31 protein-coding genes and 1 pseudogene are annotated in these 26,253 nt (G+C 67.6%); 17 read left to right on the top strand and 15 right to left on the bottom strand.

Going from position 1 to position 26,253, the window contains the following annotated elements; genetic code table 11:
* Positions 1-191: 191 nt before the first annotated feature.
* The 3 genes from ACXJY8_RS22935 to ACXJY8_RS22925 all read right to left on the bottom strand — a co-directional run bounded on the left by ACXJY8_RS22935 (position 192) and on the right by ACXJY8_RS22925 (position 2,367).
* Positions 192-1,040, bottom strand: a complete 849-nt coding sequence (locus ACXJY8_RS22935; RefSeq protein ID WP_463774300.1) for a metallophosphoesterase — start codon at positions 1,038-1,040, stop codon at positions 192-194.
* A complete protein-coding gene (locus ACXJY8_RS22930) occupies positions 1,037-1,588 on the bottom strand; it encodes a metallophosphoesterase (RefSeq protein ID WP_463774296.1) in 552 nt (183 codons plus the stop codon). Before ACXJY8_RS22930 ends, ACXJY8_RS22935 begins: the two co-directional genes overlap by 4 nt.
* A 272-nt stretch (positions 1,589-1,860) precedes the next feature.
* Positions 1,861-2,367 carry a DUF1003 domain-containing protein gene (locus ACXJY8_RS22925; RefSeq protein ID WP_463774292.1) on the bottom strand — a complete coding sequence of 169 codons (507 nt, stop codon included), beginning with the start codon at positions 2,365-2,367 and terminating at the stop codon, positions 1,861-1,863.
* Between the two features lie 365 nt (positions 2,368-2,732).
* On the opposite strand from ACXJY8_RS22925, the gene ACXJY8_RS22920 reads away from it, so the two are divergent.
* The 5 genes from ACXJY8_RS22920 to ACXJY8_RS22900 all read left to right on the top strand — a co-directional run bounded on the left by ACXJY8_RS22920 (position 2,733) and on the right by ACXJY8_RS22900 (position 6,763).
* The gene (locus ACXJY8_RS22920) at positions 2,733-3,749 is read left to right on the top strand and encodes a sensor histidine kinase (protein WP_463774288.1); all 1,017 of its coding nucleotides are present in this window, start codon (positions 2,733-2,735) and stop codon (positions 3,747-3,749) included.
* 919 nt (positions 3,750-4,668) lie between these two features.
* On the top strand, positions 4,669-5,208 hold the full coding sequence (locus ACXJY8_RS22915; RefSeq protein WP_463774283.1) for a hypothetical protein: 540 nt from the start codon (positions 4,669-4,671) through the stop codon (positions 5,206-5,208).
* Between the two features lie 21 nt (positions 5,209-5,229).
* Positions 5,230-5,541, top strand: a complete 312-nt coding sequence (locus tag ACXJY8_RS22910; RefSeq protein WP_463774279.1) for a hypothetical protein — start codon at positions 5,230-5,232, stop codon at positions 5,539-5,541.
* Positions 5,542-6,066: 525 nt separating this feature from the next.
* A complete protein-coding gene (locus ACXJY8_RS22905) occupies positions 6,067-6,264 on the top strand; it encodes a polyhydroxyalkanoate synthesis regulator DNA-binding domain-containing protein (protein WP_463774273.1) in 198 nt (65 codons plus the stop codon).
* Between the two features lie 241 nt (positions 6,265-6,505).
* Positions 6,506-6,763: a hypothetical protein gene (locus tag ACXJY8_RS22900; protein ID WP_463774270.1), complete on the top strand. Its 258-nt coding sequence runs from the start codon at positions 6,506-6,508 to the stop codon at positions 6,761-6,763.
* 127 nt (positions 6,764-6,890) lie between these two features.
* On the opposite strand, the gene ACXJY8_RS22895 is transcribed toward ACXJY8_RS22900, so the two are convergent.
* From ACXJY8_RS22895 to ACXJY8_RS22875, 5 genes are all read right to left on the bottom strand, one after another.
* Positions 6,891-8,282 (bottom strand): TAXI family TRAP transporter solute-binding subunit, encoded by a 1,392-nt coding sequence (locus ACXJY8_RS22895; protein ID WP_463774267.1) that lies wholly within the window; start codon positions 8,280-8,282, stop codon positions 6,891-6,893.
* A 125-nt stretch (positions 8,283-8,407) separates the two neighbouring features.
* Positions 8,408-8,848, bottom strand: a complete 441-nt coding sequence (locus tag ACXJY8_RS22890) for a hypothetical protein (protein ID WP_463774265.1) — start codon at positions 8,846-8,848, stop codon at positions 8,408-8,410.
* 7 nt (positions 8,849-8,855) lie between these two features.
* Positions 8,856-9,230, bottom strand: a complete 375-nt coding sequence (locus ACXJY8_RS22885; RefSeq protein WP_463774261.1) for a glycosyl hydrolase — start codon at positions 9,228-9,230, stop codon at positions 8,856-8,858.
* Positions 9,231-9,306: 76 nt separating this feature from the next.
* Positions 9,307-9,768: a hypothetical protein gene (locus ACXJY8_RS22880; protein WP_463774259.1), complete on the bottom strand. Its 462-nt coding sequence runs from the start codon at positions 9,766-9,768 to the stop codon at positions 9,307-9,309.
* Between the two features lie 273 nt (positions 9,769-10,041).
* Positions 10,042-10,245, bottom strand: a complete 204-nt coding sequence (locus tag ACXJY8_RS22875) for a CsbD family protein (protein WP_463774257.1) — start codon at positions 10,243-10,245, stop codon at positions 10,042-10,044.
* 154 nt (positions 10,246-10,399) lie between these two features.
* Here ACXJY8_RS22875 and ACXJY8_RS22870 point away from each other — a divergent pair, with 154 nt between their 5' ends.
* Positions 10,400-10,801 carry a PRC-barrel domain-containing protein gene (locus tag ACXJY8_RS22870; RefSeq protein WP_463774255.1) on the top strand — a complete coding sequence of 134 codons (402 nt, stop codon included), beginning with the start codon at positions 10,400-10,402 and terminating at the stop codon, positions 10,799-10,801.
* A gap of 36 nt (positions 10,802-10,837) precedes the next feature.
* On the opposite strand, the gene ACXJY8_RS22865 is transcribed toward ACXJY8_RS22870, so the two are convergent.
* Entirely contained in the window at positions 10,838-11,065 is a 228-nt protein-coding gene (locus ACXJY8_RS22865; protein WP_463774251.1) for a hypothetical protein, read from the bottom strand.
* A gap of 269 nt (positions 11,066-11,334) precedes the next feature.
* Between ACXJY8_RS22865 and ACXJY8_RS22860 the strand changes: the two genes are divergently transcribed.
* The 3 genes from ACXJY8_RS22860 (at position 11,335) to ACXJY8_RS22850 (ending at position 12,642) form a co-directional block, all read left to right on the top strand.
* Positions 11,335-11,781, top strand: coding sequence for a phospholipase A2 family protein (locus tag ACXJY8_RS22860; RefSeq protein WP_463780920.1), 447 nt, complete (start codon positions 11,335-11,337; stop codon positions 11,779-11,781).
* A 163-nt stretch (positions 11,782-11,944) separates the two neighbouring features.
* Positions 11,945-12,190, top strand: coding sequence for a hypothetical protein (locus tag ACXJY8_RS22855; protein ID WP_463774248.1), 246 nt, complete (start codon positions 11,945-11,947; stop codon positions 12,188-12,190).
* A gap of 35 nt (positions 12,191-12,225) precedes the next feature.
* On the top strand, positions 12,226-12,642 hold the full coding sequence (locus ACXJY8_RS22850) for a DUF1236 domain-containing protein (RefSeq protein ID WP_463774245.1): 417 nt from the start codon (positions 12,226-12,228) through the stop codon (positions 12,640-12,642).
* A gap of 76 nt (positions 12,643-12,718) precedes the next feature.
* Here the strand turns inward: ACXJY8_RS22850 and ACXJY8_RS22845 are convergent, their stop codons facing one another.
* The 3 genes from ACXJY8_RS22845 to ACXJY8_RS22835 all read right to left on the bottom strand — a co-directional run bounded on the left by ACXJY8_RS22845 (position 12,719) and on the right by ACXJY8_RS22835 (position 15,220).
* Positions 12,719-13,384 (bottom strand): sigma-70 family RNA polymerase sigma factor, encoded by a 666-nt coding sequence (locus ACXJY8_RS22845; RefSeq protein ID WP_463780916.1) that lies wholly within the window; start codon positions 13,382-13,384, stop codon positions 12,719-12,721.
* A gap of 413 nt (positions 13,385-13,797) precedes the next feature.
* Positions 13,798-14,928 carry a nickel/cobalt efflux transporter gene (locus ACXJY8_RS22840; RefSeq protein ID WP_463774241.1) on the bottom strand — a complete coding sequence of 377 codons (1,131 nt, stop codon included), beginning with the start codon at positions 14,926-14,928 and terminating at the stop codon, positions 13,798-13,800.
* Positions 14,929-14,941: 13 nt separating this feature from the next.
* On the bottom strand, positions 14,942-15,220 hold the full coding sequence (locus ACXJY8_RS22835; protein WP_463774239.1) for a metal/formaldehyde-sensitive transcriptional repressor: 279 nt from the start codon (positions 15,218-15,220) through the stop codon (positions 14,942-14,944).
* A 91-nt stretch (positions 15,221-15,311) separates the two neighbouring features.
* On the opposite strand from ACXJY8_RS22835, the gene ACXJY8_RS22830 reads away from it, so the two are divergent.
* The 6 genes from ACXJY8_RS22830 (at position 15,312) to ACXJY8_RS22805 (ending at position 21,482) form a co-directional block, all read left to right on the top strand.
* Positions 15,312-15,524: a DUF1289 domain-containing protein gene (locus ACXJY8_RS22830; RefSeq protein WP_463774236.1), complete on the top strand. Its 213-nt coding sequence runs from the start codon at positions 15,312-15,314 to the stop codon at positions 15,522-15,524.
* A 55-nt stretch (positions 15,525-15,579) separates the two neighbouring features.
* A complete protein-coding gene (locus ACXJY8_RS22825) occupies positions 15,580-15,780 on the top strand; it encodes a heavy-metal-associated domain-containing protein (RefSeq protein WP_463774234.1) in 201 nt (66 codons plus the stop codon).
* A gap of 88 nt (positions 15,781-15,868) precedes the next feature.
* Positions 15,869-16,312, top strand: coding sequence for a hypothetical protein (locus ACXJY8_RS22820; protein WP_463774230.1), 444 nt, complete (start codon positions 15,869-15,871; stop codon positions 16,310-16,312).
* Positions 16,313-16,393: 81 nt separating this feature from the next.
* A complete protein-coding gene (locus tag ACXJY8_RS22815; RefSeq protein WP_463774228.1) occupies positions 16,394-16,798 on the top strand; it encodes a FixH family protein in 405 nt (134 codons plus the stop codon).
* The gene (locus ACXJY8_RS22810; RefSeq protein ID WP_463774223.1) at positions 16,795-18,312 is read left to right on the top strand and encodes an efflux RND transporter periplasmic adaptor subunit; all 1,518 of its coding nucleotides are present in this window, start codon (positions 16,795-16,797) and stop codon (positions 18,310-18,312) included. Before ACXJY8_RS22815 ends, ACXJY8_RS22810 begins: the two co-directional genes overlap by 4 nt.
* Positions 18,309-21,482: an efflux RND transporter permease subunit gene (locus ACXJY8_RS22805; RefSeq protein WP_463774220.1), complete on the top strand. Its 3,174-nt coding sequence runs from the start codon at positions 18,309-18,311 to the stop codon at positions 21,480-21,482. The genes ACXJY8_RS22810 and ACXJY8_RS22805 overlap by 4 nt, the downstream gene beginning before the upstream one ends.
* 73 nt (positions 21,483-21,555) lie before the next feature.
* Here ACXJY8_RS22805 and ACXJY8_RS22800 read toward each other — a convergent pair whose 3' ends face one another.
* The gene (locus ACXJY8_RS22800; protein ID WP_463774218.1) at positions 21,556-21,714 is read right to left on the bottom strand and encodes a hypothetical protein; all 159 of its coding nucleotides are present in this window, start codon (positions 21,712-21,714) and stop codon (positions 21,556-21,558) included.
* 290 nt (positions 21,715-22,004) lie between these two features.
* On the opposite strand from ACXJY8_RS22800, the gene ACXJY8_RS22795 reads away from it, so the two are divergent.
* Entirely contained in the window at positions 22,005-22,205 is a 201-nt protein-coding gene (locus tag ACXJY8_RS22795) for a hypothetical protein (RefSeq protein ID WP_056477376.1), read from the top strand.
* 83 nt (positions 22,206-22,288) lie between these two features.
* Here ACXJY8_RS22795 and ACXJY8_RS22790 read toward each other — a convergent pair whose 3' ends face one another.
* Positions 22,289-23,521 (bottom strand): adenylate/guanylate cyclase domain-containing protein, encoded by a 1,233-nt coding sequence (locus ACXJY8_RS22790; RefSeq protein WP_463774216.1) that lies wholly within the window; start codon positions 23,519-23,521, stop codon positions 22,289-22,291.
* A gap of 161 nt (positions 23,522-23,682) precedes the next feature.
* On the opposite strand from ACXJY8_RS22790, the pseudogene ACXJY8_RS22785 reads away from it, so the two are divergent.
* Positions 23,683-24,620, top strand: a pseudogene (locus ACXJY8_RS22785) (pirin family protein).
* 35 nt (positions 24,621-24,655) lie between these two features.
* Here ACXJY8_RS22785 and ACXJY8_RS22780 read toward each other — a convergent pair.
* Positions 24,656-26,233 (bottom strand): gamma-glutamyltransferase family protein, encoded by a 1,578-nt coding sequence (locus ACXJY8_RS22780; protein WP_463774212.1) that lies wholly within the window; start codon positions 26,231-26,233, stop codon positions 24,656-24,658.
* Positions 26,234-26,253 lie beyond the last annotated feature (20 nt).

The raw sequence follows: 26,253 nt of genomic DNA, 5'->3' as shown, positions 1-26,253 counted from the left end.
GGTTGTGGTCCGAAATCGCTCATTAGGTCGAGAATGAAGCTCGACACGCCGTAAGGTGGCCGAGCTTCCTGCATCCTCCGTTAACTGGCGTTTGCCCAACTGGAATGGGCGCCGCGCGACATCGTACCGGCCCGTCGACATGTGTTAACGGCTCGTCCCCGTTGGTAACGAGTAGCGAGTAACGTTATCCATTACGTGCGCCCCACCGAGTCTCCGTAAGGCTCCGCATCGAAGGGCACTTCCACCATCAGGGCGAGCACGAAACCCGACGGCTCTTCGAGGTGACCGCGGGCGTTGCAGACCACCCTGGTCCGGCCCACCAGGTAGTCCGAGGCACGGTGGATGTGCCCATGGACCCACAGGTCGGGTCCCCGGTCCAAGAGAAGGTCCGAGAGGTCCGAGGCATAGCACCACCTGAGATCATCGGCCTGTGAAGGCAGGCTGGCGGGCTGGGGGGCGTGATGGGTTACCACGACAGTGGGTCCAGGATGGCTGACGGCCAGGGTCCCATCCAGGAAGCCCAGCGTAGCCCGGTGCATCGCGAAAATCTCCTCGGGCTCGATGCGGTCGCGCGACCTCGGACCTGTACGGATCCGGCGGTAATCGACCATGCCCCCACGCCCCTGGGCGGACCTGAAGCCGTGGTTCAGGGAGAACGACCCGAGACGGAAGTCCGTCCAGAGGGTGCCACCCAGGAAGCGCACGTCCCTCAGGGTGACCACATCGTCCACCAGCAGGTGGATGCCGAGGGGCGCCGCACGCTCACGGCCACGCTCCAACAGGTCGGAGATCGTGTAGCGCTCCTCGCCACGGTCCCACCAGAAGTCGTGGTTGCCAGGGACATAAACCGTCGGAACGCCTGGTAGACGCTCGCCCAGCCAGTCAAGGGATCGCGTCAACGGCATGTGCACGTCGCCGGCAACCACGGCTACGTCGAAGCCTTCCGGAGGCGTGTGCACGGCCGGGTCCCAGGCGTTCTCGGGCCATTCCTGATGCAGGTCAGACCAAACCCACAGGCGGGTCGCCGATGGAACGCTCATGGTCGGCCTCCGGCCGCAGCGTTCTCGGCCAAGCGCTCGCGGATCCGCTTCAGGGTTACCGGCGCCAGGTCGAAGCAATCCACGCCGACGTCGGTGCTCGCGGCCGTGCCCGGCAGGGTACCGTGAGAATGCCCATAGAGGTGGATGTCGCCGCGATGCATGCGGGGCCAGACAACGTGCGCGTAATGGCTGCAGAAGACGCCCTGGGGCATTCCGGTGAACGGATCCGGGACCACGACATGCACGACATCGGTCACGGGCCCATCCCACGGCAGGCGGACCCCAATGCGGTCATGGTTGCCCCGGACCAGGAACTTGCGGCCGTTCAGACGAGCGAAGATCGACCGCGCATAGGCCTCGGAGCAGCGATAGGCGAAGTCGCCCAGGTGCCAGACGATGTCCTCGGGACAGACGGCGGCGTTCCAGCGCGCGACCAAGGTTTCATCATGCTCCTGGATCGAGGCGAACACCCGCGGGATGTGCATCCGAGGGCTCAGGATGCCTCTGTGGCCGAAATGGGTATCGGAGGTGAAATAGGTCTGGGACATGGAAGCCTCTCGCGGTTGCGGAGGCAAGGCACGCGGCATCGCTCTCCGGAATCAGTCGGTCGGAAGCGGCGGCATGCGTTTCATGGTTAATGATTCCTTTGGCTGACCGTGATCGCCTGGACTTCGGTCAGAGACAAGTCCTTGCCTCTTGCGTCCACACTGCGGATCGCGTTGCTGTGAGGCGAGCTGGCCACCAAGGACGGAAAAGGGATCGCATTCGCCCCACGCTCGAATGCAGATCGACGGCTTGGGCGCCCCTTGCCCGACGACAGTCAGGTCGCAGGACCGATGCCGACCGCCACGGCGATGGCCTCGACCCGTGCCAATTGCGCGGCCAACATGCCTTCGAGACGCTCCATCCGGATGTGGTCGAGCTTCTCGTGCAGGGCCATGATCTCAACCTCCGACTTCAGGTTGATCTCGTAGTCGAGTCCGGCTGCCAGCCGGTCGCGGGCCGCCTGGCGGTTCTGAGACATCAGGATGACCGGTGCCTGGAGCGCCGCGACCATCGACAGGATCAAGTTCAGGAAGATGTACGGATAGGGGTCGAAGCCGCCGATGTGGCCGAGGATGACGGTGTTGACGACCACCCACGCCACGAGCATTCCCGAGAAGACCAGGATGAAGCCCCAGGAGCCGCCAAGCTGGGCCACGCGATCCGCGAGGCGCTCCCCGAAGGTCTGGCGCTCGACGAGGACATGGTCCACGTCCCGCGACACGTGGCAGCGCTTGGCGATGTGGAGGATCACCCGGCGCTCGCGCTCGGACAAGCCTTCCAACCCGGCTTCCGCCAATTGGCGGGCCAGATATGCGACCGCCCCGTCGACGGGAGGCTTATCGCGACCGACCGCCTTGGCATCGCCGCCGGGAGGTGCCGTGGCGGTCGGCGAGGGAGGCTCGGACATCGATGGCTCACGAGGCGGCGGATGTGGCGGGATATATCCTGGATGATGCCCCCGGGAACGGGCTCGGCATCCGGCCATGACGGCAGCGTAGCAACAAATGAAATGGCTTCGGCCAGCCGTTCGTTCCTCCCTCGGAATGGGCGTGCGGTACCTTGTACGCTCGCGACGAAGCGATGTAGGTCTTCGGACGTTGAGCTTCCGGCATGGCGGGGGGGGGGCAAGGGGTTGCGACGGGTTTGATGAGAAAGCTCGCGGCGACACCGGCAGCCGACTGCGCTCCCTCCTGGACCGCGAGGCAACTGCGGCTAGCCATCGAGGCTGCCGGGGTCGCCCTGTGGTCCTGGAACGTCGACGACGACACCTTCGCCATGGACGCCCGTGGCTTCGGGCTCTGGGGACTTCCGCCGAGCCCCCACGTGACCTTCGAGGACCTGTCCTCACGCATCCATCCGGCCGACCGCGACCGGGTTCGGGCGGCCTTCTCGGCGACACGCGCTATCCTCGGTCCCTACGAAACCGACTTCCGCATCCTAGACGGCAGTGAGGTCCGATGGATCTCCGCACGCGGTCAAGGCGATGATCAGGGCATTGTCGGAGCGGTGATGTTCGGCATCTTCCTTGACGCGACCGGACGCAAGCAGGCTGAGGAGGGGCACGAGCTTCTAGCGGGCGAGATGAGCCACCGGGTCAAGAACCTGCTGGCCATCGCGACGGCCCTGACTGCCATCACCTCCCGCTCGACCACCACCACGGTCGACATGGCACGCGAGCTGACCCAGCGGCTTACCGCCCTCGGGCGAGCCCACGACCTCGTCCGTCCACTCCCCGGGGGCGACGGCAAGGCCGCCCTCCTCGGCGACCTGCTTGCGATCCTGCTGGCACCCTATGACGACATGGGGGCCTTCAGCGGCCGCATCCGCGTCTCGGTCCCGCGCATGGGGGTTGGTGAAGCGGCGGCCACGACGCTGGCTCTCGTAGTACATGAGCTGGCGACGAATTCCCTTAAGTACGGCGCCCTTTCGGTCCCGACCGGCACGCTCGACGTCTCGTCGCCGGCGCAGGAGGACGCGGTGGTGATCACCTGGACGGAACGCGGGGGTCCGCCGGTGACCGCGCCGGCCGGCCCTGGGGGATACGGGAGTAATTTGCTCAAGCGCGCGATGACCCAGCAGTTGGATGGGTCCATCGAACGCGAGTGGGACGCGGCCGGCATCGTCGTCACCCTTCGAATGAATAAAGCATACCTCGTGGCGTGATGGCTTGGGCATCGGGCCGCCCGGGACCTCCGTCCCTTGCAAGGTCCGCCCTGGCGTTTGGACACGATTGATAAGGCCTTGTCTCCACCGATACCGTTTCCTCGCATCGTCCCGCAACTTGGCGTGGGGTCATCTGAACGGGAGGATCGGCTCGATGTCGGAGAGGCGGGAACTCTACCAGAGCCCCAACGGAGACTCCTGGCAACTGAGCCGTGAACCGACGGATGGCCGGGCCTTCGTCATCAACCAGCCCAATGGTCCCTCGGGAGGACTGCTGCGTCACGTCGAGCTCGGAGTCTTCCTGTCCCACGGAACCGGCAAGCCGGAGCAGCAAGCCCTGCTTCGCCTGATCGGGACACTGGTCGACGTTCCCCATACGACAGCCGGACTGGCGGCCCGGAGCCGACGGAAATGAGGCCAGCTCCGGCCTGATCGGGCAGGCAAGCCGCCGACCCATCGTAAGCCGAACGAATGGGCCCCGCGCGCAGTGACGTGGCAGGACCGCTTAGGGACCGCTGGCACTCGCGCTGAATTCTTTTGACCCCCACTGGGAGAAAGCCCAGGCAGAGACCGCCCCTGTCTCGTCGCCGAGGGGCAAGTCGGGATGGAGTTCCGGCGCCTCAAGCCTGCCGTAAGGTCACTTTGGCCATCTGCGCCCACGCGTTCCAAGAACTTTGCTACCCCTTCATCCGAAGCGGTGCCGACATATCTAATTACCAAAAGTTTTAGAATGATGGGCAAAGCAGCTTTGAGTGGCAATCTGACGAATGTACAGTTTGCTCGGCCCGACGGCTCCGCAGTGTTCGGGCATTTCAATTGTGAATAGAAACTCAGGAGAGCGAAAAGACATCTTGATGGGATAGAACATATCTGCGACATTGTATTTCTAAAATATTCGCATTCGAGAGGGAGGTTCGCCATGCAGCGTTTTATCCCACGATACCTGATGGCTTTGGCAATCAGCGTCTTCGGCTTCCCGTCACTCGCCGACGAACTGCCTCGCTCCGGTGATTACAAGGTGCTTTTCACGGGTATCAATACATCCCCGATGAAGCCCCTCCCGATGGGCACCAACCGCACGGTGACGATCAGTCAATCAACCATGACCGCGCTCAACGTCGCCGGCAGTGGGTTTCTCCATAATATGGCGGGACGATGCGCTGGAATGGCGACGATGGACAATGAAGCCAAGACTTTCGAGAACCACGGCTACTGCGTCTATGCGGATGCCGGTGGAGATCAGATATTCGAGAAATACGATTATCCGGCGCAGCCTCAAGGCGGGACTCCACACGGAACCGGATCGTGGACCGGAGGAACGGGTAAGTTCTCGGGAATTTCCGGGGAAATCGAAATTCATAACGCACGCGTCAATCCCATGGCCGAGGGCGTTGCGCAGTTCACTGGCACCAAAATCGGCCGGTATACTTTCGAAGCAGTCACGGCGTCGGCTAAGTAAGATTATTTTCGAGTCGGGCGGTTGCTGCGGCCCGGAAATTTCCTGACGAAAATGAAAGGCTTTGTTTCGTACGACCTGGATCCCGGGTGGATCAAAGCCTTTCACTTCATCCAATCGAAGAGCAGACCAGCGGTTCCCAATCCCGGCCGGCCGCAGCAGGAACTCCGGCATCAGGGCGTCGTCAGACAGGCCGAGCGTCGCCTGACCCTCCTCAGCTTGTGCGGGTCAATGGCTGACGCCGGCTTTGATCCGGGCTATCTCGGCCTCGACGGGGGATCGCCAGACAGGCGCGACGAGGTCATCGCATTGGGGGCCCGCACGCCTCCCATCTGAGTTCGCCTCCCGTCGTGAGCCTGATCACAGGCCACATGGATCGCGGACATAGGTCGCAAGCCCTTCGACCGTCCCGGAACGAGCCCTTATGGGCTTGGTCGCCGGGAATCATGATCGCCGACTGGAGGAGGCGGTTCCATGCGCGCGCTCCACGGCGGTCCCAGTCAGGGACCGATGCCCCATCGGATGGACATGACGCCCGCGAAGCTGCTTGCCTGCATCTCGGGAGCGCCCTCGAATGATAACCGACCTTTTATCCCCCGTCGTCGGATCACGGGTCCCGCAATCACCCTCCTGATCGCGGGACGGCTTGTCCTTGGAGCCGGGGGCATCGGTCTGATTGCGGTCGGTGCAGTCCTGCTCGGTATCGGCAGATAGGACGCTCCGCCAGACGAGCAGGTTGGCGAAGGGATGCGGGATTTCAGGTTCGGCCTAATCCGTGTTGCGCCTGCCACGAACAGTTTGTAATCGTTCCAGTGTGAAATTTGCGCCCCTTATCGGTGGTGCCGACATCGACGTGGAACGATGACACGAACCGAGCCACCCCGGGTTCGACAACTGCGCCGGTACGCCGGTTGCCGTCTCTACGACCCGGAAAGCAAGACCTACCTGTCCGCCGACGATGTGGAACGCCTGAGGATGGATGGCCTGAGGGTCAGCGTCCGTGACGTCGAGACCGGCCAGGACGTCACGGACGAGGCCCTGGGTCGTCCTCGGCATTGAGGCCACGCAGGCACAGGGAGCGAGGGTCGATGCCCGACGAAATCAGCCGGACCCTGCGACCGCGTTGATCGTGTGCCGACAGACACTGGGATTGGGCTCCAGGGGTTGAAACGCACCTATCATGGTAGAGGGCCGATTGCAGGTCTCCATTGTTCCGGTAGAAATATAGGCTCGGAACCATTTTGGCGCCTGAGCCGTATCCATTCCACGACTCAAGAATAGATGGCATCGGAGAGACACCATGTTTCGTAAGCCTGCACTTCTATTGTTCTCAGCCCTGACACTGTCCGGTGGCATCCTCGGCACCTCGACGGCCGCGATGGCCGATCCGCCCTGGGCTCGCGGCGGCCGCGGCTTCGAACGGGGTGGTCCTCCTGCCTGGGCGCCCGCCCACGGATACCGCCGGCATCGCGAATTCGGTGGCTACGAGCGCGCCTACCGTGGAACGCGCTACGACGCGGGGCGTGGCTACGGTGGATACCGCGACTACCGCTACTGAGCCTGGCCCTCGCCCGAGGCATTCCATGATGCCTACCAGGAGTCCCTCCTGGTAGGCTCTTCCGTACTTGCGTCCCGGCCGTAGGGCATCGCGACCGGCGTCGGTCCGAACCCTGCCGGCGCGCAACTCACGCAATAGGCGTTGCGACCGGCGCCTCGGTGTCTCCGATTTCCGTCGTTCGGTTTTGACGATCCATGGCGCGCCGAACCGTCGAGCGCGTGGCATCGATGGCCACGTTGGCCGCCCCCAACATCCGCAGCTCGGTCGGTCGATTGAGGGCCTGGCGCGCGATGCTGGCGGCCAGATCGTCCACCTCGGCCGCCATCGCTTCCAGACGCTCGCGGTGGGTTTCCCGGGACACCGCCGCACGCAGTTCGAGCAGCCGGCTTGTCGCCACTTCGATCCGTTCCCGGCGGATGCGGCCCAAACGCTGGCGCAGCCAGGCGATGGTCGAACCGACGCCGCCGGCCAGGATGGCCACAAGGTAGATCCAACTTTCGTAGCGCTCGATAAAGGTCTCCTGCTCGCGCTCGTGGTAGTCGATGGCCCCGGGATGGATCGGCAGGTGCGCGCTGGTTGCGTCGGCGGTATCCTCGTAGGCCGGATGCGTGATCGCGTCGGCCGCGGGCACCGTGTCGGCCAGGGCACTGCGCATCTCGAACAGGTGCTGCGTCACCTCTGCGGCGAGGCTTCGCGACAGGTCGGCCCGGGCCATGAGACGGTAGGACGAGCCGACGGTGGCGATGTCTTCGTCAGGCAGCCGGGGATTGCCGCCGAACAGGGCCGCCGGCAGCGTGACTGCCTGCAGGCGCGGCGAGCGCGCCAGCACGGCCGTGGAGTCGGGCACCCCGAACAGGGAGATCTCGTCATCCTCGCTCTCGTCCTTGACGAGGGAGACAAGCCGTTTGGCGAGGGGCGAGGTCGGCGTCGTGACCATCACCAGCGCATCGACCCGATGCTCGCGCAGGGCGGGGCCCACGTCGGCTTCCTCCAAGGGCACGAGCGCCACGGCCTTCTTCGGGATGGCCCCCGTTTGCGGCTCCGTCAGGAGCTCCAGGTCGTAGTGGGCAAGGAGCGTGCCGACGAGGGTGCGGTCGGCCGTCCGGCTCGCCAGCATGCCGAGGCGCTTGCCGGCCAAGTCCGAAAAGCCTTTGATGCCTGAATCGGAAGTAGTCGTAATGAAGGCCGAGAGCTCGCGCAGGACGGCGAGCGTCAAAGCGTTCCCGGGCAGCGCGACGTCGGGCCGAACCACGGCAAGGTCGGCTGAGCCAACCCTCAGGGCTTCGGCGCTCTCACGAACGCCGTCGAAGGAGACGATCCTGAGCCGGACGCCGAGCTTTCTCCGGGCCAGCTCGTCCGCGTAGGCCTGGAGCAAGGCAGGCTCGCTGCCGCCCTTCGGGGCCACGGCGATGGTCAAGGTGGTGGGCCGCGTCAGATAGTAGGTCGCGAAGGCCACGAACGCGAGCACGAGGGCGAGGCCTAGCAGGAGCCAGTCCTGCCGCCGACCAGGAAGCGTCATCCTAGCCAAATCGGCTCCCCATCGTCCTGTTCAGTCCCGGCAAAAGCCCACCCCACGATGGGGCGGGTCTCGCCAGGGTAACCCCGAAGGGCTTTCGGTCGCCGTATCGAACGGGACCCGAGGCCTTATTGTCCGACGGTCGAGCCGGTCGTTGTCATCGACTTCACCGGCTTCGAACCCGGCTCATGCGACATGGTCTTGGTGCGGGACTCGACGCTCTCGCCGTCGCGGACCTTGGTCTTCGTCTGCGATTTCGAAAAGGTCCCGCCATCATGGGACATGGCCTTGGCTTGTCCATTCAGCCCGCCGTTCCCTGTCGCGTTGACGTGGGAGCGGTCCATGGTCTTGCCGCCCGCCGCGCTTCCCCCGGTCGCGAGAGAGGAGCCGCTGGCGCCGTTTGCCCCCGTGGACGTGCCGCCGGTGCCAACGGTCGAGGCGGAGGTACCGCCGACCGCAGCCGAGCCGGCGCTTCCGCCCGTGGCGCTGCCTCGGGCCTGAGCCTGAGCAAGCGTGGGAGCGAGAAGCAGGCCAAGGGTCGCCAGGGCGGGAAGGATCTTCGTGGTCATCTGGGCCTCACTTCCTGTTCTTGGGAGCAGTGACGACGCAGTCGCCGTCACCCGTGGTGGTCATGGTAGTGCCATTGCCCGAGCTCGAAGCCGAGCTGCTGCTCGATCCGTCGGCCGACCGGGTCGTCACCGAGCTTTCTCCCGTGGAGGAGCTATGTACGCCGTCAGGTCCGGCTGTGACCGAACTCGACACCGAGCCGTCGTGCGCACGGCCGTCTGAGTGGACAACCTTGCAGGGCTTGCCGTTCGGCCCCGTGGTGACCGTCGTGCTGCCCGAGACGCCATTCGGCCCCGCTGTCACGGTGCTGGTCTGGGCTTGGCTCACGGAAGTTCCGGCAAGGATGAGGGCGCCGCCGAGAAGCGGCAGGATCAGGCGCGCCATGGTGCAACTCCCCTTGGAAAGAAGTCGGGGACGGCTCCGACGAGCCGCCCCCAATAAGTCCCAGGCTCAGCAAGCCTCAGCGCTTGTTGTGGCCTGGCGCGTTCTCCGAATTGCCCGGGCCGCTCTTGTCGTGGCCCGGGGCGCTGCCCGACTTGCCGGCGCCGTCAGACATACCAGAAGACGAGCCGCCGGTGCCCATCGAAGAGCCGCTGGTGCCCTTGCCGGCCGTCGAGCCACCGGTGCCCACGGTCGAGCCGGAGCCGCTGCCCGTGCCAGCCGACGAACCGCCCGTGCCGACCGTCGAAGAGCTCTTGCCACCGCCTGCGGACGAGCCACCGGTGCCCACCGTCGAGGACGAGCCCGAGCCGCTCCCCGTGCCTGCCGACGAACCGCCCGTGCCGACCGTCGACGAACTGGTGCCGCCGCCGGCGGAGGAGCCGCCCGTTCCGACGGTCGAGGAGGACTGCGCCAGGGCCATGGCCGCACCGCCGATCACGAAGGTGGCGGTGAGGGCAGCGACGCGAATATGCTTCAACATGGTTTTCTCCGACTGCATCAAGCTGTACGGAGCAACAAACGGAGATCCCGAAAATACCGTTCCCAATTTTTGCAAGTTTTGTAAGCAAAGCGTCTAAATGAACGGCATGTTAACGACAGAGCTCTGTGAATAACGAAGAATAACCAGCACAAGGCCCGCAGCTTCATCGCCGCGAGCCGCCGCTGTAGCTACGGCATGGCCGGTCGCCGGATCGTCCAACGTAGTTCGCCGACGAATGCCAACGGGAATGGGGCGTGGCTTTCCCCTAACGGGTCAGTTCTTGCCGGTGACCTTGTCGGCGAGGTGCTTGGCGCCGTCCTTCACGTCGCCGGCAGTTTTCTGGGCGTCGCCCTTCAGCTCCTGAGCCTGGCCTTCCGCCTTCAGCTTTTCGTTGTCGGTGGCGTTTCCGATGCCCTGCTTGACGTTGCCGGCGGCCTCGTTGGCGAGACCCTTGATCTTGTCGCTGGTGCTGCTCATGGCGAGGTTCCCTGGCCGTAACCGGAGCGGTCACGGGGCCCAGGAACGGCGACACGTGCGATCCCGTTCCGAGGACGAAAGTCCTGCGGTAAGGCGGAACGGTTTGTCGCGGCCGACCATTACCGAGCCCCGTTCCGGGACACAGGAGTTCTCTATGCGTCGCCTCGTTCTCGCCCTCACCGCCGTCACCGCCCTGACCGGCCCCGTCCTCGCCAAGGACGAGGCTCCCGCGCCCCCGGCCACCGTCAAGTTCGCCCCCGTCCCTCAGGACGCCGTGCTGAGCTACAACCTCATCGGCCTCAACGTCGTCGACGGCACCAATGCCAACGTCGGCGAGATCAAGGATCTCGTGATCGAGAAAGGCAAGCTCGCCGGCTACGTCATGTCGGTCGGTGGCTTTCTCGGCATGGGTGAGCGCTACGTCGTGGTCGATCCGTCCTCGGTGGCGCTGACCTACGACACCGGCGCCAAGAAGTGGAAGGCGTCCGTGAACGCCAGCAAGGATGCCCTGAAGTCTGCTCCCGAGTTCAAGTACGACGGCAAGTTCAAGCGCTGATCACGAACCACGGGAGCGCTTCGGCGCTCCCGTCCCTCAGGCGAGTTCGAGTTCGAGGGCGACGTCGGTGAGGTAGAAGGCGATGCGGCGGGTGCCGCCCGGGTTCGGTCCCTCGACGCTGAAGCCGACCGTCATCGCATTGCCCTCGTACCGACGCAGCACGGACTCAGCCATGAGCGCCGCCTCGCGCTCGGTCGACGCCCGCAGGACCCGCCGTCCGTCGCAGGTCTCCAGCATCACGCAAAAGCATCGGTCGTTCAGCATGGACCCGCCCCCGGGACCGTTCGGCCGAAGGCCGTCCGTATCGAGGAAGGCAAGGCAACGACGATGCCGGCAAATCCGTTCCATTTCGACGGGGATATGGTCCCGTATCGTGCCTAAGGGACCCGCGCTGTCCCGTATCCGCATTCCTGCTCCCTGTCCGCTCGGACCGGCGGAGGAACGCTCCGAGCGTGCCTGGCATTATCGAAGCCCGTCCTGACGACACCGGGACGCGTATCCCGCGCTACGCGGGATCGAACCGAGGTGACCTCATGAGATTATCCGGACCTGCGGCCGCGGCCGTGCTCCTTGCCGCCATTTGCGCGCCAGCCGCCCTGGCCGGTACGACTCCGAAGGCGCTTCTCCACGGCAATTACTGCGGCCCGGGCAACAACGCGCCGCTCGCTCCCACCGATGCCCTTGATGAGGCATGCGCCCATCATGATGCCTGTACGCCGGACGGCGGCCTGCCGTCGAAGGCGTGCAACCTGCGCCTCCAATCCGAGGCCGAGGGCGTGGCCCAGGACCCCTCGCAACCCGACGACCTTCGGGCCATGGCCGGCATCGTCGCGTCCGGCGCGGCGATGATGCCATCCCGACCGGGACGACGCAGCCTGGCCCCCGCTAGCCTCTCCGGGCCTGGGCCGGCCCCCGCCCTGGACCAGCCAGGGCTGGACACGGATACCGGCGACGAACGGGACGACGCGGATACCGAATAGGCGTCACAGGGCCCTCCAGCGGCGAGGGAAAGCAACCGGGACGCTCGGGAAGTCGGTGGTCCGGTCGAACACCGGAATGGATCCGCGGCGCAACCGTTCTTCCGACTTCGTCATTCCTGGGCCAGACGCTGACGGGCAGCCCGTCGGCACAAAGGAGCTCACCATGCGCAAGCCAATTGCCCTCGGCTTCCTCGCCGTTTCCCTGGCCGGCTTCGCCGCGCCGGCGTCCGCAGAGGACACCACCGTCATCCGCCGCGACAGCGCCCCGGGCGTATCCGTCGAGCGCCGCGAAGGCGTGGTCGAGCGCCGTGAGGTCACCACCGGCAGCGTCGATTGCGGCTCGAAGACCGTCCACAAGGAGGACGGTATGGGCAACTCCAAGACCGTCCACAAGGAAGGCTGCAACTGAGCCACCGGCCCGCTGACGCTCCAGGAGATATCATCATGACGAACAAGCTTCTTCTCGCCCTCGCGGCGACCGGGATGCTCGCCCTTCCGATGGGGGCCCAGGCACAGGGCACGCTGCGCGGGGCCGCCGAGGGCGCCGAGCGCGGCGCCGATGCGGCCGGTCCCATCGGCGGCATCGTCGGTGGGGCCGTCGGAGCCGCCACCGGTACGGTCGGCGGTATCCTTGGCATCGACGACCGTCCCCGCTTCCGCTCCTATGTGCGCGAGCGCGGCGTGCGCTCCTACAGCTGGGGCGGCCCCGTCCAGGTCGGCACCGTGCTGCCCGACGACGAGGTGACCTACTACGACGTGCCCGACGACTACCGGGCCCGTCCGGGCTACCGCTACACCGTGGTGAACGACCGCCCGGTGCTGGTCGACCGCAGCCGCCGCATCGTCGAGGTCATCGACTGAGACCTGCGTCATCTCGGTGAGGTCACGAAGTCCGCCCGGCACGCGCCGCGGCGGACTTTTAGTTTTGCTGGACGCCTCAAGCCAAACTTCGGTCGTCCTCGACACCGAGCAGCCCGGCAAGCAGCGTCCGAGCTCTGCTGACGCGGCTCTTCATGGTGCCGACCTGGCAGCCGATCAGCTCGGCGGCGGCCTCGTAGGTCATCCCCTGCGCGCCTACGAGCACCAGCGCCTCGCGCTGCGAGGCCGGGAGCTTGCCGAGATACTGCCAGACCCGGCGCAGGTCGCTGCTGGCCTCTTGCGCGGCCGGCGTGGTGATCATCCCCGCCTGGACGCCGTCCGCATCCTCGACCTCGCGCCTGCGCTTGCGGCACTCGGTGTAGAACTGGTTGCGCAGGATGGTGCAGGCCCAAGCCTTCAGGTTGCTGCCGGGCTCGAAGCGGTGCCGGTTGGCCCAGGCCTTCAGCAGTGTCTCCTGGACGAGGTCATCGGCCGTCGTCTGGTTGATGGCGAGCGAGACCGCGAAGGCCCGCAGGCCCGGCAGCGCGGCCAGGAGCTCGGCGCGGAACTTGTCTTCCGAGCCTGCGGCGGCTGGTACGGGACCCGACCCTAGCTTCGCGATCAGGTCGAGAAGGGCATCGGGCTGCGGCTCCGCGAGGAAGGCGGCATAAAACGCCTGGAGCTCTGACCCGAGATGCACGCGAACGGCCTCGGGTATTCCCCGCGCGGAGGCGTTCGGCTCCATCGTTTCGCGGGTGGAATCCGGATGCATGAGCGTCGCGGTCTCGTGGGTGCTGCCAGCTGCCATGCTCGTCTCGGACCTCCGTTAAACCCTGTATCCACCCAGGCAATTTTGGCAGAATGCTCGGGAGGTTCTGGCAAACCAAGCCTGAATGGCTCCTAACGAATTCTTCATACGATCGACGCCCGAGCGTGGCGGTTCGGCTTGGCGGGAGGGACGCTACGCTCGGTAAAGCGGGCAAGCGTCCCGGATTTTGCCGTATGATCAGCCGGTTCCCATGAGTGGTCGAACGGGCCAGGGTTTCCATAACCGTGTGCGCCGAATCCGTAGCGGCGGCTGTGAACCGAAGGGCGCCAGTTGCCGGCCAAGGGCTTCGACGCAATCACCGAGGCGGAGGACCGACGCTACCGCCGCGGTCATCGAACCTTCGCGACCATGGCATGCTTGGCTTGGGCGGCATGATCCCGATGTCCGTGCCGAATGCCATCCCACCCGAGCCAGCCGGTATAGAGGCCGACCAGCACGATCAGGGCGGCGGAGGCGTACGGTGCCCGACGTGCGAATGCGCCGAACCCGGACCAGCGGCTGGCCACATGCTTCACGCTGAGAGCTGCAAGGACACCGGCCGACACCATCGTGACCGCCAAGCCGATGCTGAAGCACACCACGAGAACGAAGCCCAGGCTCAACTGCTTCAGCTGTATGCACAGCAGCAGCACGGTGATGGCGGCCGGACACGGGATGAGGCCGCCGGTCAGGCCGAACATGACGATCTGGCCTGTGGTCACGCTGCGGCCCGCGAAGCGCCGGCGGATATCGTCGGCGTGGGCGCGCGCATGCGCATCGTCCTCGTCGCCAAGGTTCATGTGGTCGTGGTCATGCTCCTCGAAGCCGATCTCGTGGGTCTCGATGCCGACCGGACCGTCGAGTCGTAGGCGCGCGGTGAACGCATGCGGCTCCGGGATCTCCTCAAGGCTCTCAAGGTAGCCGCCCCGGTCGGCGAAGGAGAACGCGTCGGCTTTCCCGCCTTCCCGGATGGTCTCGACGGTCAGGGCCTTCGCGTCCGGTAAAAGCCCGCGCTCGGCACGGACGCGCCATCGCGGCGGCACGCCGTCCTCGAAGACCTCCAGCGTCAGCAGGCCGGCGCGCGTGGTGACGTGCTTCACCGCCTCGCCGTGATGGTGGTGACCATGCTCGTCATGCTGCTCGCGCCACGTCCGCCAAGCCATCCAGGCGGCGATGCCGACGATAAGGAGGGCGGAGGCAAGCTGGAAGTAGGGCTCGCTCGCCTCCGTGCCCCATTCCTGGCCGAGGTACTGCCCCCCGAGCGCGATCAGCCAGACGACGGCGGTATGCGAGAGGGTCGCCGCCAGGCCGAGCAGGACCGCCTGTGCGACCGTCCCGCGCACCGCGATGATGAAGGCGGCCATCATCGTCTTCGAGTGGCCGGGCTCCAGCCCGTGAAGGGCGCCGAGCAGGATCGCGCTGGGTACGAACAGCCAGGCATGCGCGGTCCCCTGCTGGAGCAGGTCAGTCAACGGGGTCATCGGGTGGCCTTCGTCATTTCAGGTAGGTGCGGACGACCTCGATCAGCTCGGCCGCACCCCGGGCGCGGTCGGCATCGGCTTCGTTGTCCGGGTTCACGACGTGATGGCGGATGTGGTCCTCGACCAATTCCGCGGTCAGGCCGTTCACGGCGCCGCGCATCGAGGCGACCAGCATCAGCACGTCGGCGCAGCCGAGCTCCGCCTCCAGGGCCCGCTCGACGGCCTCGGCCTGGCCCTTGATCCGACGCACGCGGGCCAGGAGCTTCGACTTGTCCTTGATGGTGTGGGCCATGGGATCTCCTACCCTCACTGCTGGTAACATAGGGGGGTACCCTACATATGACTAGGGTGACGATGCCCCGACGACTACGAAGGTGCCTACCATGGCTAAGGATGACCCTTGCATCTCGATCTGCGAGTTCGACGGGCGGACCGGCTGGTGCCTGGGCTGTGGCCGTACGGTGCCGGAGATCCGGGAGTGGCGGAAGTTGACGCCCTACCGGCGCACAGCGCTTGCGCGTGCATTGCCTCGTCGGATCGCGCAGGTCGGCGGCATGGCGAGGACCCGCGAACGCGACCGGACCGGTGACCCTTGACCTTCCCACCATGGGAAGTCCCATCTGGTTGGGACGTTATCGGAAGGAAAGCGTCATGGTCAGCTTCAAGGTAGAAAAGATGGGGTGCGGAGGCTGCGCGAAGTCCGTCACCAGAGCCGTCCCGGCCGTCGAGCCGAATGCCCGGGTCGAGGTGGACCTGGGCACCAAACTCGTGACCGTGTCCGATGAGGCCGGGCCGGCCACGCGGATCGCCGGTGCCATCACCGCCGCCGGATTTCCGACCGTGCCCGCCTGACGGGCGCGTGTGATCATCCTGCCCCTGCATCGTTCGCGGAAGTCGGACCAGGCTTTCGCCCGAACGCAAAATTTGGCATCCTGACGTCGTGACCCTTTGGCTTGCCCTTAGGCGACTGTTGCCGCTCCTTGCGGTCCTCAGCCTCGCCCTGACGCCGGTGACCGCTCCCGCGGCCACTGCGGGCATGCACGCGTCCATGGCGGCTCGGGTCGCCTCCTCGCCCCCTGCCGGCCAGCATCATGGCATGGTCATGGACCATGCCGACATGGGCGCGATGGACATGGGTGCAGTGGACATGGCCGATATGGCCATGGACGACATGCCCTGCTGTCCGAAGGAAAATGCCGGGAAGCCCGACTGCGCCAAGGGATGCCCGCTGATGGCCCTGTGCCTCGCGAGCATGGCGTCGCTGCCGCCCGCCACACTCCCGATCCCGGCTCCTGTCGGGATGCGGGCGAGCCTAGCATGGCCCGCCTCCGCGTCTTTCGCCAGCGTGCACGGGACGCCGCTGCCCGAGCCCCCCCGAGCCTGAACCCGATGCCGCCGGCGTGAGCGCCGGCACGACGCCGCACGTCCACGTGCGGTCCGCCATCTCGTTCAGGAGACGACACCCGTGACCCAGAAGACCTTTTCGCGCGCCGTTTCGGCGGCGCTGCTCGGCGCCGCCCTGTCGGCGAACGCACTGCCGGCCCTTGCCGACATCAAGGACTACCACTTCGAGCTCGTCCAGCAGGAGGCCAAGGTCGGCGAGGCCGTCCTCTCGGTGCGCCTCCTCGACAAGCGCAGCGGCAAGCCCGTGCCCGACGCCGTGATCTTCGCCAAGCGCATCGACATGGCCCCGGACAGCATGGACGAGATGACCTCGAAGATCGAGCAGCTCCCCACGACCGAGCCGGGCGTCTACCGCTTCAAGGCGAAGCTGACGATGGCCGGCGGCTGGCGCCTGTCGCTCGGGGCCAAGGTCCAGGGCGAGACCGGCACGGTCGAGGACAAGCTGGTCTTCAAGGCCGTCAAGTGAGCCGGGCGGCCTGGTTCGCCGGGACCCTCGCCGCGCTCGCAGCGGGGGGCGCCGGCTACGTCGCGGGGCACGGGACCGATCCCGTGCCGGCGCTCGTCGAGCGTGCCCGGACGGAGCTCGCCAAGTGGGCTCCGTCCGTCTCGGCGTCCACCCAGGCCCCGGCGCCCGCCAAGGCGTCCGGGCCGGTGGTCTACTACCAGGACCCGGACGGGAAGCCCGTCTATTCGCTCTCGCCGATGGCCACCGATGACGGCCGCGAGTTCCGCGCCGTCCGCGCGAGCGAGGACACGCGCTTCGACACCGCGGACGAGGACGAGGCCAGCCCCTCCGTCATGGCCGGGCACGGGATGGCCTCGCACGACATGGCCAAGGCCTCCGACCCGAAGCTCGGCGCGACCGCTCGGCGCATCCGCTACTACCGCAACCCGATGGGGCTGCCGGATACGTCGGCGACGCCCAAGAAGGACTCGATGGGGATGGACTACATTCCCGTCTACGAGGGCGAGGACACCGACGGCGGCACCGTGACCCTCTCGCCGGGCAAGGTCCAGCGCACGGGCGTCCGGACGGAGGTCGCGGCACGGCGCGTCCTGTCCATGCCGGTGCGCGCACCGGGCTCCATCGAGGAGGACGAGCGCCGCATCTCGGTCATCTCGATGCGCACCGACGCCTTCATCGAGAAGGTCGAGGCCGTCACCACCGGCGACCACGTCCACAAGGGGCAGCCGCTCATGCGCCTGTTCTCGCCCGAGATGAACGCGGCCGCCGCGCAGTACCTTACTGGCATCGGCTACGAGGGCGCCCGCCGGCGCCTGGCGAACCTCGGCATCCCGCCAGAGGCCATCGACGAGATCGAGCGCATCCGGAAGGTGCCATCGACCATCACGTGGTCGGCCCCGCGCGACGGCGTCGTGGTCGAGCGCAACGTCTCCGACGGGATGCGCGCCAAGTCCGGCGACACGTTGTTCAAGCTCGTGGACCACTCGCGGGTGTGGATGCTCGTCGACGTGACCGAACGCGATCTGGCGTCCGTGGCCGAAGGGCAGGAGGCGACCGTGCGCACCCGGACGTTCCCCGACCGCACCTTCAGCGGAACCGTCACCCGGATCTACCCGCACCTCGCCATGGGTACGCGCACGGCCCGCCTGCGCATCGAGTTGACGAACCCCAATGGCGACCTGCGGCCCGGGATGTACGGCGACGTCGAAATCGCAACCGGGAACGCCAAGCCCGTGGTCGCCGTCCCCGACGGCGCCGTCATCGACACCGGAACCAAGCAGGTCGTCCTGGTCGACAGGGGCGAAGGCCGGTTCGAACCGCGGCCGGTCAAGCTCGGCGTCCGCGGCGACGGCTACGTCGAGATCCGGGACGGCATCGCGGCCGGCGACCGGGTGGTAACCGCCGCCAATTTCCTCATCGACGCCGAGAGCAACCTCAAGGCGGCGCTGCAGGGCCTCTCCGAGCCGAAGGCCGCCCCGGGTCCGCAGGTGGCGGCCGACGGGAGGGCGCCATGATCGCCCGCCTCATCGGCTGGTCGGCCCGGAATCTGGTGCTGGTGCTGATCGGGACGGTGTTCGCGGTGGGGGCCGGGCTCTATGCCCTGCGCACGTTGCCGCTCGACGCCATCCCCGACCTCTCGGACGTCCAGACCATCGTCTACACCGAGTATCCGGGCCAGGCCCCGCAGGTGATCGAGGACCAGGTCACCTACCCGCTGACCACCGCGATGCTCACGGTGCCACGGTCGAAGGTCGTGCGGGGCTTCTCGTTCTTCGGGGTCTCGTTCGTCTACGTCATCTTCGAGGACGGCACCGACCCGTACTGGGCCCGCAGCCGGGTGCTCGAATACCTCAACACGGCGGCCAGGCGCCTGCCGGCGGGGGTGACCCCGACGCTGGGCCCCGACGCGACGGGCGTCGGCTGGGTCTACCAGTACGTCGTGGTCGCGAAGGAGCGCACGCTCGCCGAGCTCCGGTCGCTCCAGGACTGGGTCGTCCGCTTCGGGGCGTCCCGCGCCGAGGGCGTGGCCGAGGTCGCGGGCGTCGGCGGCTTCGTCAAGCAGTACAACGTGGTCGTCGACCCAAGCCGCCTTCGCGCCCAGGGCATCACCCTGTCGAGGCTGAGGGACGCGATCCGGTCGAGCAACGCAGACGTCGGCGGTCGCACGGTCGAACTCTCCGAGTTCGAGTTCGTGGTCCGGGGTCGCGGCTATCTCAAGAGCGTTGCCGACATCGAGAGCATCGTCCTCAAGTCCGAGGGTGGCACACCGCTACGGGTGAAGGATGTCGCCCGGGTCGAGCTCGGCCCGGACGAGCGCCGCGGCATCACCGAGATGAACGGCGAGGGCGAGGTCGCCGGCGGCATCATCCTTCAGCGCTTCGGGGCCAACGCCCTCGACGTCGTCGCGAGCGCCAAGGCGCGTCTCGCCGACGTCGCCGCCAGCCTGCCCAAGGGCACCGAGATCCTGCCGGTCTACGACCGCTCGCACCTCATCGAGGCCGCCATCGAGACGCTCAAGGGCACCCTGATCGAGGAGAGCGCCATCGTCGCCCTCGTCTGCGTCGTCTTCCTGCTGCACGTCCGCAGCGCGCTGGTCGCCATCCTGATGCTGCCGGTCGGCATCCTCATGGCGTTCGCCGGCATGAAGGCGTTGGGGTTGGGTGCCAACATCATGAGCCTGGGCGGCATCGCCATCGCGGTCGGCGCCATGATCGACGCCGCCATCGTCATGATCGAGAACGCCCACAAGCACCTGGAGCGGGCGAACCCGGGCAAGCCCCGGGTCGAGGTCCTGGTCGAGGCGGCGAGCGAGGTCGGTCCCTCGCTGTTCTTCTCGCTGCTCATCATCACGGTCAGCTTCCTGCCCATCTTCACCCTGGAGAGCCAGGAAGGGCGGCTGTTCGGGCCGCTCGCCTATACGAAGACCTTCGCGATGGCGGCGGCCGCGCTGCTGTCGGTGACCCTCGTCCCGGCCCTGATGGTGCTGTTCGTGCGCGGCCGCATCGTGCCCGAGCACCGCAACCCGGTGAACCGGCTCCTCATCTGGCTCTACCGTCCCGTCATCGCCGGCGTGCTGCGGGCACGCGTCCTGACCATCCTGATCGCGTTCGGCGTGCTCGCCGCCTCTGTCTGGCCGGCCCGGCAGCTCGGGTCCGAGTTCATGCCCGACCTCGACGAGGGCACGCTGATGTACATGCCGACCACGTTGCCGGGCATCTCGGTGACCAAGGCCGGCGACCTGCTCGCGACCCAAGACCGCATCATCAAGTCATTCCCCGAGGTGGCTTCGGTCTACGGCAAGGCGGGGCGGGCCAACACGGCCACGGACCCGGCGCCGAGTGAGATGTTCGAGACCATCGTCAACCTGAGGCCGAAGGCGGAGTGGCGCCCGGGCGTGACGCTCGCCAGCCTAAGGGCCGAGATGGACCAGGCCCTCCAGTTCCCTGGGGTGTCGAATGCCTGGACGCAGCCGATCCGCGCCCGCATCGACATGCTCGCCACTGGCATCCGCACGCCCGTCGGCATCAAGGTGCTCGGGACCGACCTCGCCGAGATGGAGAAGGCCGCGCGCCAGGTCGAGGCGGTGATCAAGGCCGTGCCCGGGTCGGCGAGCGCCTACGCCGAGCGCGTGCAGGGCGGGTACTTCCTCGACATCACCCCGGATCGGGAGGCCCTGGGCCGCTACGGCCTGACGGTCGGGGACGTGCAGGACGTCATCGCCATGGCACTTGGCGGCGACAGCGTGACGAACACGGTCGAGGGCCGCGAGCGCTACTCCGTCAACGTGCGCTATCCCCGGGCCTTCCGGTCGAGCCCGCAATCCATCGCGACCGAGGTGCAGGTGCCGATTGCGGGCGGCGGCACGGTGCCGCTGGGCGAGGTCGCCAAGGTCGCGCTGACCCGGGGCCCGACCCAGATCCGCACCGAGAACGGCCAGCTCGCGGTCTTCATCTACGTCGACGTCTCCGGACGTGACCTCGGCGGCTACGTCGCCGAGGCGCGGTCGGCGGTGGCAAGCGAGGCGCGCCTGCCGCCTGGGACCACGCTCCAGTGGAGCGGACAGGTCGAGTACCTCGACCGTGCGACGGCACGGCTCAAGGTCGTGGTGCCCCTCACGCTCCTGACCGTGTTCCTGCTCCTCTACCTGAACTTCCGCCGGCTGACCGAGACCCTCATCGTGATGCTGTCGCTCCCCTTCGCACTGGTCGGCGGCGTCTGGCTGATGTGGTGGCTCGGCTTCAACCTGTCGGTGGCCGTCGCCGTGGGCTTCATCGCCCTGGCCGGGGTCGCCGCCGAGACCGGCGTGATCATGCTGGTCTACCTCGACCATGCGCTCGCGGAGGTCCGGGCCGAGTGCGGCCGGGAGGGGCGGCCCCTGTCGCGGGACGACCTGCGGCGGGCCATCATGGTCGGGGCGGTCGAGCGGGTGCGGCCCAAGATGATGACGGTGGTGGCCATCATGGCGGGGCTGCTTCCCATCCTTTGGAGCACAGGCTCCGGTTCCGAGGTCATGCAGCGCATCGCCGTGCCGATGATCGGCGGCATGGTCTCCTCGACCGTGCTCACGCTGGTTGTGATCCCCGCCGTCTACGGGCTGGTGAAGGGATGGGGGCTGCCTCCAGTCGAAGGCGGCGTCCACGAAGCACCAGCACGTGATGCCAGGGTCCCCCTGGCGGCCCAGTGACGGCCGTGGTTCGGGACAAGGAAGTCCGACGTGCGCTTCGGGAACCGCTCCAGCCACAGGGGGCAAAGTCCCGTCAACCGGCCCCGACGTCGAGGCTGGTGGGAGAGCCCGCAGCCTGCCGTGCGCGTTTCCAGGCATGCGGCTCCGGAATCTTGCCGAGGCTTTCGAGGAAGCCGTCCTTGGCTGAGTAAGCGAAGGTCCGCGCCTCGCCCCCGGCTTGGAAGGTCTTCACCGTCAGGGCCTTCGCGTCCGGTAGGAGTCCGCGCTCGGCGAAGGTGCGTCAACGCGGCGGAAGGGAAACTTCGGCGGCACGCGGCTCAAGACGATCATAGCCATTCGCTCGGGTGGCAAATGTACCTTCCCTTAGGTGGCACCCTTCCCAGCGCTAGTGACAACTTTTGGGGTGCGCGGCACACGCGAATGGGAACCCACCGCCGAAATCGCGGTTGACTGGTACATTGGACCTGTTCTAATTCGTAACTACGGGCGGCGCGGAAGCCGCGCAGGATGGAGATCACGGACATGGCGAACGCGAAGTGCGAGAGCTGCAAGTTCTTCGACGAGCACAAGGTCAACGGCGCCGCAGCGTCGGCCGACGAGGGCCTGTGCCGGTTCAACCCGCCGATCAGCCAGCCGGGTCCGTCGGATCACGGCCTCTGGCCTGTGGTCGGCTCCGCCGACTGGTGCGGCCACTTCTCGCCCGAGATGAGCGCCGCCGAGTAAGCAGCGGCCTCGAACCCGCTTCGACCATCCGGGAGGCCAGCCGCGAGGCTGGCCTTCGTCGTTTCCGGCCTGGTCCCTCGGCGTCAGGTCCCCGCCTCGGGCTCGTCGTCCGGGAAGGCCAGCACCTCCAGGGGGTCGCCGACCCCGCGCAGGGGGAAGGTTCCGAGCCGGACGAGCCGGTGCCCGTCGCCGGACCGCGCCGCGAAGGCGCCCGAGAACAGCACGCTGACGTCGAGGACCTTGGTCAGGCTCTCCAGCCGGGCCGCCACGTTCACGGCGGGCCCGATGATCGTGAAGTCCAGGCGCGAGCGCGACCCGATATTGCCGTACATCACCGCGCCGACATTGACGCCGATTCCGTAGCCGAGGCGCGGCAGCCCGCGCGCGGCCCGGTCCGCGTTCAGCGTCCGCATGGCGGCACGCGCCTCCCAGGCGGCCGACTGCGCCGCGGTGCAGGCGGCCGGCGTCTCGAGGTGGAAGATCGCCAGCAGGCCGTCGCCCATGAACTTCAGGATCTCGCCGCCCTGCCGCTCGATCGGCAGGGAGATCGCGTCGAAATAGTCGTTGAGCAGGGCGATCACGTCGTCGCGCGGCCACAGCTCGGAGATCTCGGTGAAGCCGCGCAGGTCGATGACCATGATGGCGGCCTCGACGGTGACGCCGCTGCCGCGCCGGGTCGCCCCGTTGAGGATCATCTCGCTGGCATGCGGGCCGACATAGGTGTCGAGCAGCAGGCGGGTCAGGCGGTTCTTGTGGCGGACCTCGGTCACCACCGACAGGGCCGGCAGGAGCGAGGCCAGGAGGTCGAGGTCGTCGGGCGCGAACCCGCCGGGCCGGTCGGCCGAGAAGGTGACGATGTGGCGCTTGCCGAGGGTGTAGTGCAGCGGCCAGGCGACGTAGTCGGTCAGGCCCTCCGCGCGCAGGTCGCCGTAGATGCCGTAATCGGTCTCCGGCTGCTCCGGCTCGTCGAGGCGCTTGCGCACCTGCTCCGCCCCGTTGAGGATCTCGGCGGCCGGGCTCAGCTTGTACTGGTCGGTGTCGACGATGCCGTACTCGACGTTCTGCAGCTCCGCCGACTCGGCGCCGGTGCGCCAGAGGATGCGGGTCCCAAGCCAGAGCGGGTGGTGCGTCCGCAGGTGGATCGTGCCCCGCGCGACCGGCACGCCCGCCGCGCGCAGGCGCCGGCAGAACGCGACGAAGATGTCGTCGAGGTAGCGCTCGCCCCGGGTGCCGGCGAGCAGCCAGTCCAGCATCTGCCCGCGCAGCTGCGCCCGCGCGAACCGGCGGGTCTCGTCCTGGTGCAGGGGAGTGTTCATGACCCGCGCCTCGCTCCCTGTCGGCGCGATCATGGACCGGTCGACGCGCCGACGCCAGGGCACCCCGACGATCGGCCGGCGCCTCGTGCGCGCCGGCGTGCTAGACTCTTGGAACCGGACGGGACGACCCGCCCTGAGGGACCCGCGCGGGAGGATTTCGGATGAGCTGGCACGGTGCGGACGATCCGATCCCGGGCGACCACTTCACCTGCGACGCGATCAAGACCCTGATCGTGCCGCGCTCGCGGGACCTCGGTTCCTTCGCGGTCCGGCGCGCCCTACCCTCGACCGAGTGCCGGATGGTCGGCCCGTTCATCTTCTTCGACCAGATGGGCCCGTCCGAGTTCCTCCTCGGCCAGGGCATGGACGTGCGGCCCCACCCGCATATCGGCCTCTCGACGGTGCCTACCTGTTCGAGGGCGAGATCATGCACCGGGACAGCCTGGGCACCGAGCTGCCGATCCGGCCGGGCGAGCTGAACTGGATGACGGCGGGGCGCGGCATCACCCATTCCGAGCGTACCGGCGCGGACCTGCGCCGGACCGGCTCGACCCTGTTCGGCCTCCAGAGCTGGGTGGCGCTGAGCGGCCAGGACGAGGAGACGGCGCCGGCCTTCGAGCATTACGAGGCCGGGGCGCTGCCGATCCTCGACGGCGAAGGCAAGACCGTCCGGCTGATCGCCGGCGATGCCTTCGGCGCGACATCCCCGGTGCGGACCTCGAGCCCGATGGTCTATGCCGACGTGATGCTGGAGGCCGGCGCGGTGCTGCCCCTCGACCCGACCTACGACGAGCGCGCCATCTACACGGTCTCGGGCGCCATCGACATCGCCGGGGACGGATTCGGCCCGGGCCAGCTCCTCGTCTTCCGGCCCGGCGACCGGATCAGCGTGCGGGCGACCGAGGCTTCGCGCTTCATGGTCCTGGGCGGCGAACCCATGGACGGCCCGCGCCATCTCTGGTGGAACTTCGTCTCCTCGCGGCCCGAGCGGATCGAGCAGGCCAAGGAGGATTGGCGTCGGGCCCGCTTCGACACCGTGCCGGGGGAATCCGAGTTCATCCCCCTGCCCGAGCAGCCGGCGCCGGTGCGCTACTCGTGAGCCGGCTTTCCGTTCCTCGGTAGGCGAGGCGCGCCTCAGTAGCCGAGGGCGCAGCCGTCCTTGCGCGGATCCGACCCGGCGACGCGCATCCCCGTCGCCGGGTCGATCCAGATGATCTGGCCGCCGCCGATCGGAACCGGTGCCGGCACCGTGACGTGACCGCGCGCGGCCAGCGCCTCGGCGAGGCCCGGACCGAAGCCGCCTTCCAGTTCGATGCCGCCCCCGTAGGCGAAGCTGCGCGGCGCATCGAGCGCCTCCTGCACGTCGAGGCCCCGGTCGATGATGCCGGTGAGGAGCTCGACATGGCCCATGGCCTGGTAGTGGCCGCCCATCACGCCGAAGGGGGCCACCACCGCCCCGTCGCGCATCAGCATGCCGGGGATGATGGTGTGCATCGGGCGCTTCGAGGGCGCGATGGTGTTGGGGTGGCCGGGCTCGACCCGGAACGAGAAGCCGCGGTTGTGCAGCAGCACGCCGCTCTCCGGCGCGGTGATGCCGCTGCCGAAGCCCTGGAAGATCGAGTTGATCAGCGAGATCGCGTTGCCGTCGCGGTCGACCACGCAGAGATAGACCGTGTCGGTGTGGCGGATCTCCGGCCACAGCACCGGCTCCTGGGCGCGGGCCATGTCGATGGCGCCGTGCGCCCGCGCCTGCCAGGCTTGGGACAGGAGGTGCTCGACCGGCACGGCGTTCATCACCGGATCGGCGAAGAGCGCGTCGCGGTGGTGGTAGGCCTGCTTGCAGGCCTCGGCGAAGAGGTGGACCCGGTCGAGCTCGGACAGCGCGCCGACATCGTATTGCGAGAGCACGTTGAGCATCATCAGGGCGGCGAGACCCTGGCCGCTCGGGGGACATTCGTAGACGTCGTAGCCCCGATAGCGGGTCGAGATCGGCGTCACGTATTCGGGCGCCGCGTTGGCGAAGTCCTCCAGCGTGTGCAGGCCGCCGAGCTCGCGCAGCCGCGCGACCATGTCCTCGGCCACGGGGCCCTCGTAGAAGCCGGGGGCGCCGTGCTCGGCGATGCGGCGCAGGGTGGCGGCGAGCTTCGGGTGGCGCATGGTCGTGCCGACCTTCGGCGCCTCGCCGTCGACGAGGTAGGCGGCGGCCGAACCCGGATCGGCCCGCAGCTTGTCGCGGTTGCGCGCCCAGTCGTAGGCGACGCGCGGCTGGACGGCGTAGCCCTCCACCGCATAGCGGATCGCTGGCTGGAGCAGTTCGCCCAAGGTCCGGGTGCCGTGGTCGGCGAGCAGCCGCGCCCAGGCCGCGACGGCGCCCGGCACCGTCACCGCGTGCGGCGAGGTCGGCCCGATGGCCACGTCGTTCTCGACATACCAGGCGTCGTGCGCGGCCGCCGGGCTGCGGCCGGAGCCGTTCATCGTGATCGGCACGGAGGCGCCCTTCGGCGCGTAGAGGGCGAAGCAATCGCCGCCGATGCCGGTCATGGCCGGCTCGACCACGCCCTGCACCGCCACCGCCGCGATGGCCGCGTCGACGGCGTTGCCGCCCGCTTTCAGGACCTCGACGGCCGCCAAGGTGGCGAGGGGATGCGAAGTCGCGACCGCGGCATGGGCGGCATAGACGGGCGAGCGGCCCGGTTTCGAGAAGTCTCTCACGGCGTCGGGTCCTCGAAGGG

This window comes from Methylobacterium sp. TK31 (genome assembly GCF_055361545.1).
This window is presented reverse-complemented; position numbering and strand designations above follow the sequence as displayed.

Excerpts from the sequence above, each read along its gene's own strand:
- ACXJY8_RS22905 (WP_463774273.1), top strand. The coding sequence starts at position 6,067 with ATGACACGAACCGAGCCACCCCGGGTTCGACAACTGCGCCGGTACGCC.
- ACXJY8_RS22845 (WP_463780916.1), bottom strand. The coding sequence starts at position 13,384 with ATGGAGCCGAACGCCTCCGCGCGGGGAATACCCGAGGCCGTTCGCGTG.
- ACXJY8_RS22865 (WP_463774251.1), bottom strand. The coding sequence starts at position 11,065 with ATGCTGAACGACCGATGCTTTTGCGTGATGCTGGAGACCTGCGACGGA.
- ACXJY8_RS22915 (WP_463774283.1), top strand. The coding sequence starts at position 4,669 with ATGCAGCGTTTTATCCCACGATACCTGATGGCTTTGGCAATCAGCGTC.
- ACXJY8_RS22870 (WP_463774255.1), top strand. The coding sequence starts at position 10,400 with ATGCGTCGCCTCGTTCTCGCCCTCACCGCCGTCACCGCCCTGACCGGC.
- ACXJY8_RS22880 (WP_463774259.1), bottom strand. The coding sequence starts at position 9,768 with ATGTTGAAGCATATTCGCGTCGCTGCCCTCACCGCCACCTTCGTGATC.
- ACXJY8_RS22840 (WP_463774241.1), bottom strand. The coding sequence starts at position 14,928 with ATGACCCCGTTGACTGACCTGCTCCAGCAGGGGACCGCGCATGCCTGG.
- ACXJY8_RS22835 (WP_463774239.1), bottom strand. The coding sequence starts at position 15,220 with ATGGCCCACACCATCAAGGACAAGTCGAAGCTCCTGGCCCGCGTGCGT.
- ACXJY8_RS22795 (WP_056477376.1), top strand. The coding sequence starts at position 22,005 with ATGGCGAACGCGAAGTGCGAGAGCTGCAAGTTCTTCGACGAGCACAAG.
- ACXJY8_RS22900 (WP_463774270.1), top strand. The coding sequence starts at position 6,506 with ATGTTTCGTAAGCCTGCACTTCTATTGTTCTCAGCCCTGACACTGTCC.
- ACXJY8_RS22875 (WP_463774257.1), bottom strand. The coding sequence starts at position 10,245 with ATGAGCAGCACCAGCGACAAGATCAAGGGTCTCGCCAACGAGGCCGCC.
- ACXJY8_RS22805 (WP_463774220.1), top strand. The coding sequence starts at position 18,309 with ATGATCGCCCGCCTCATCGGCTGGTCGGCCCGGAATCTGGTGCTGGTG.
- ACXJY8_RS22890 (WP_463774265.1), bottom strand. The coding sequence starts at position 8,848 with ATGACCACGAAGATCCTTCCCGCCCTGGCGACCCTTGGCCTGCTTCTC.
- ACXJY8_RS22860 (WP_463780920.1), top strand. The coding sequence starts at position 11,335 with ATGAGATTATCCGGACCTGCGGCCGCGGCCGTGCTCCTTGCCGCCATT.
- ACXJY8_RS22825 (WP_463774234.1), top strand. The coding sequence starts at position 15,580 with ATGGTCAGCTTCAAGGTAGAAAAGATGGGGTGCGGAGGCTGCGCGAAG.
- ACXJY8_RS22850 (WP_463774245.1), top strand. The coding sequence starts at position 12,226 with ATGACGAACAAGCTTCTTCTCGCCCTCGCGGCGACCGGGATGCTCGCC.
- ACXJY8_RS22920 (WP_463774288.1), top strand. The coding sequence starts at position 2,733 with ATGAGAAAGCTCGCGGCGACACCGGCAGCCGACTGCGCTCCCTCCTGG.
- ACXJY8_RS22790 (WP_463774216.1), bottom strand. The coding sequence starts at position 23,521 with ATGAACACTCCCCTGCACCAGGACGAGACCCGCCGGTTCGCGCGGGCG.
- ACXJY8_RS22930 (WP_463774296.1), bottom strand. The coding sequence starts at position 1,588 with ATGTCCCAGACCTATTTCACCTCCGATACCCATTTCGGCCACAGAGGC.
- ACXJY8_RS22935 (WP_463774300.1), bottom strand. The coding sequence starts at position 1,040 with ATGAGCGTTCCATCGGCGACCCGCCTGTGGGTTTGGTCTGACCTGCAT.
- ACXJY8_RS22855 (WP_463774248.1), top strand. The coding sequence starts at position 11,945 with ATGCGCAAGCCAATTGCCCTCGGCTTCCTCGCCGTTTCCCTGGCCGGC.
- ACXJY8_RS22895 (WP_463774267.1), bottom strand. The coding sequence starts at position 8,282 with ATGACGCTTCCTGGTCGGCGGCAGGACTGGCTCCTGCTAGGCCTCGCC.
- ACXJY8_RS22885 (WP_463774261.1), bottom strand. The coding sequence starts at position 9,230 with ATGGCGCGCCTGATCCTGCCGCTTCTCGGCGGCGCCCTCATCCTTGCC.
- ACXJY8_RS22830 (WP_463774236.1), top strand. The coding sequence starts at position 15,312 with ATGGCTAAGGATGACCCTTGCATCTCGATCTGCGAGTTCGACGGGCGG.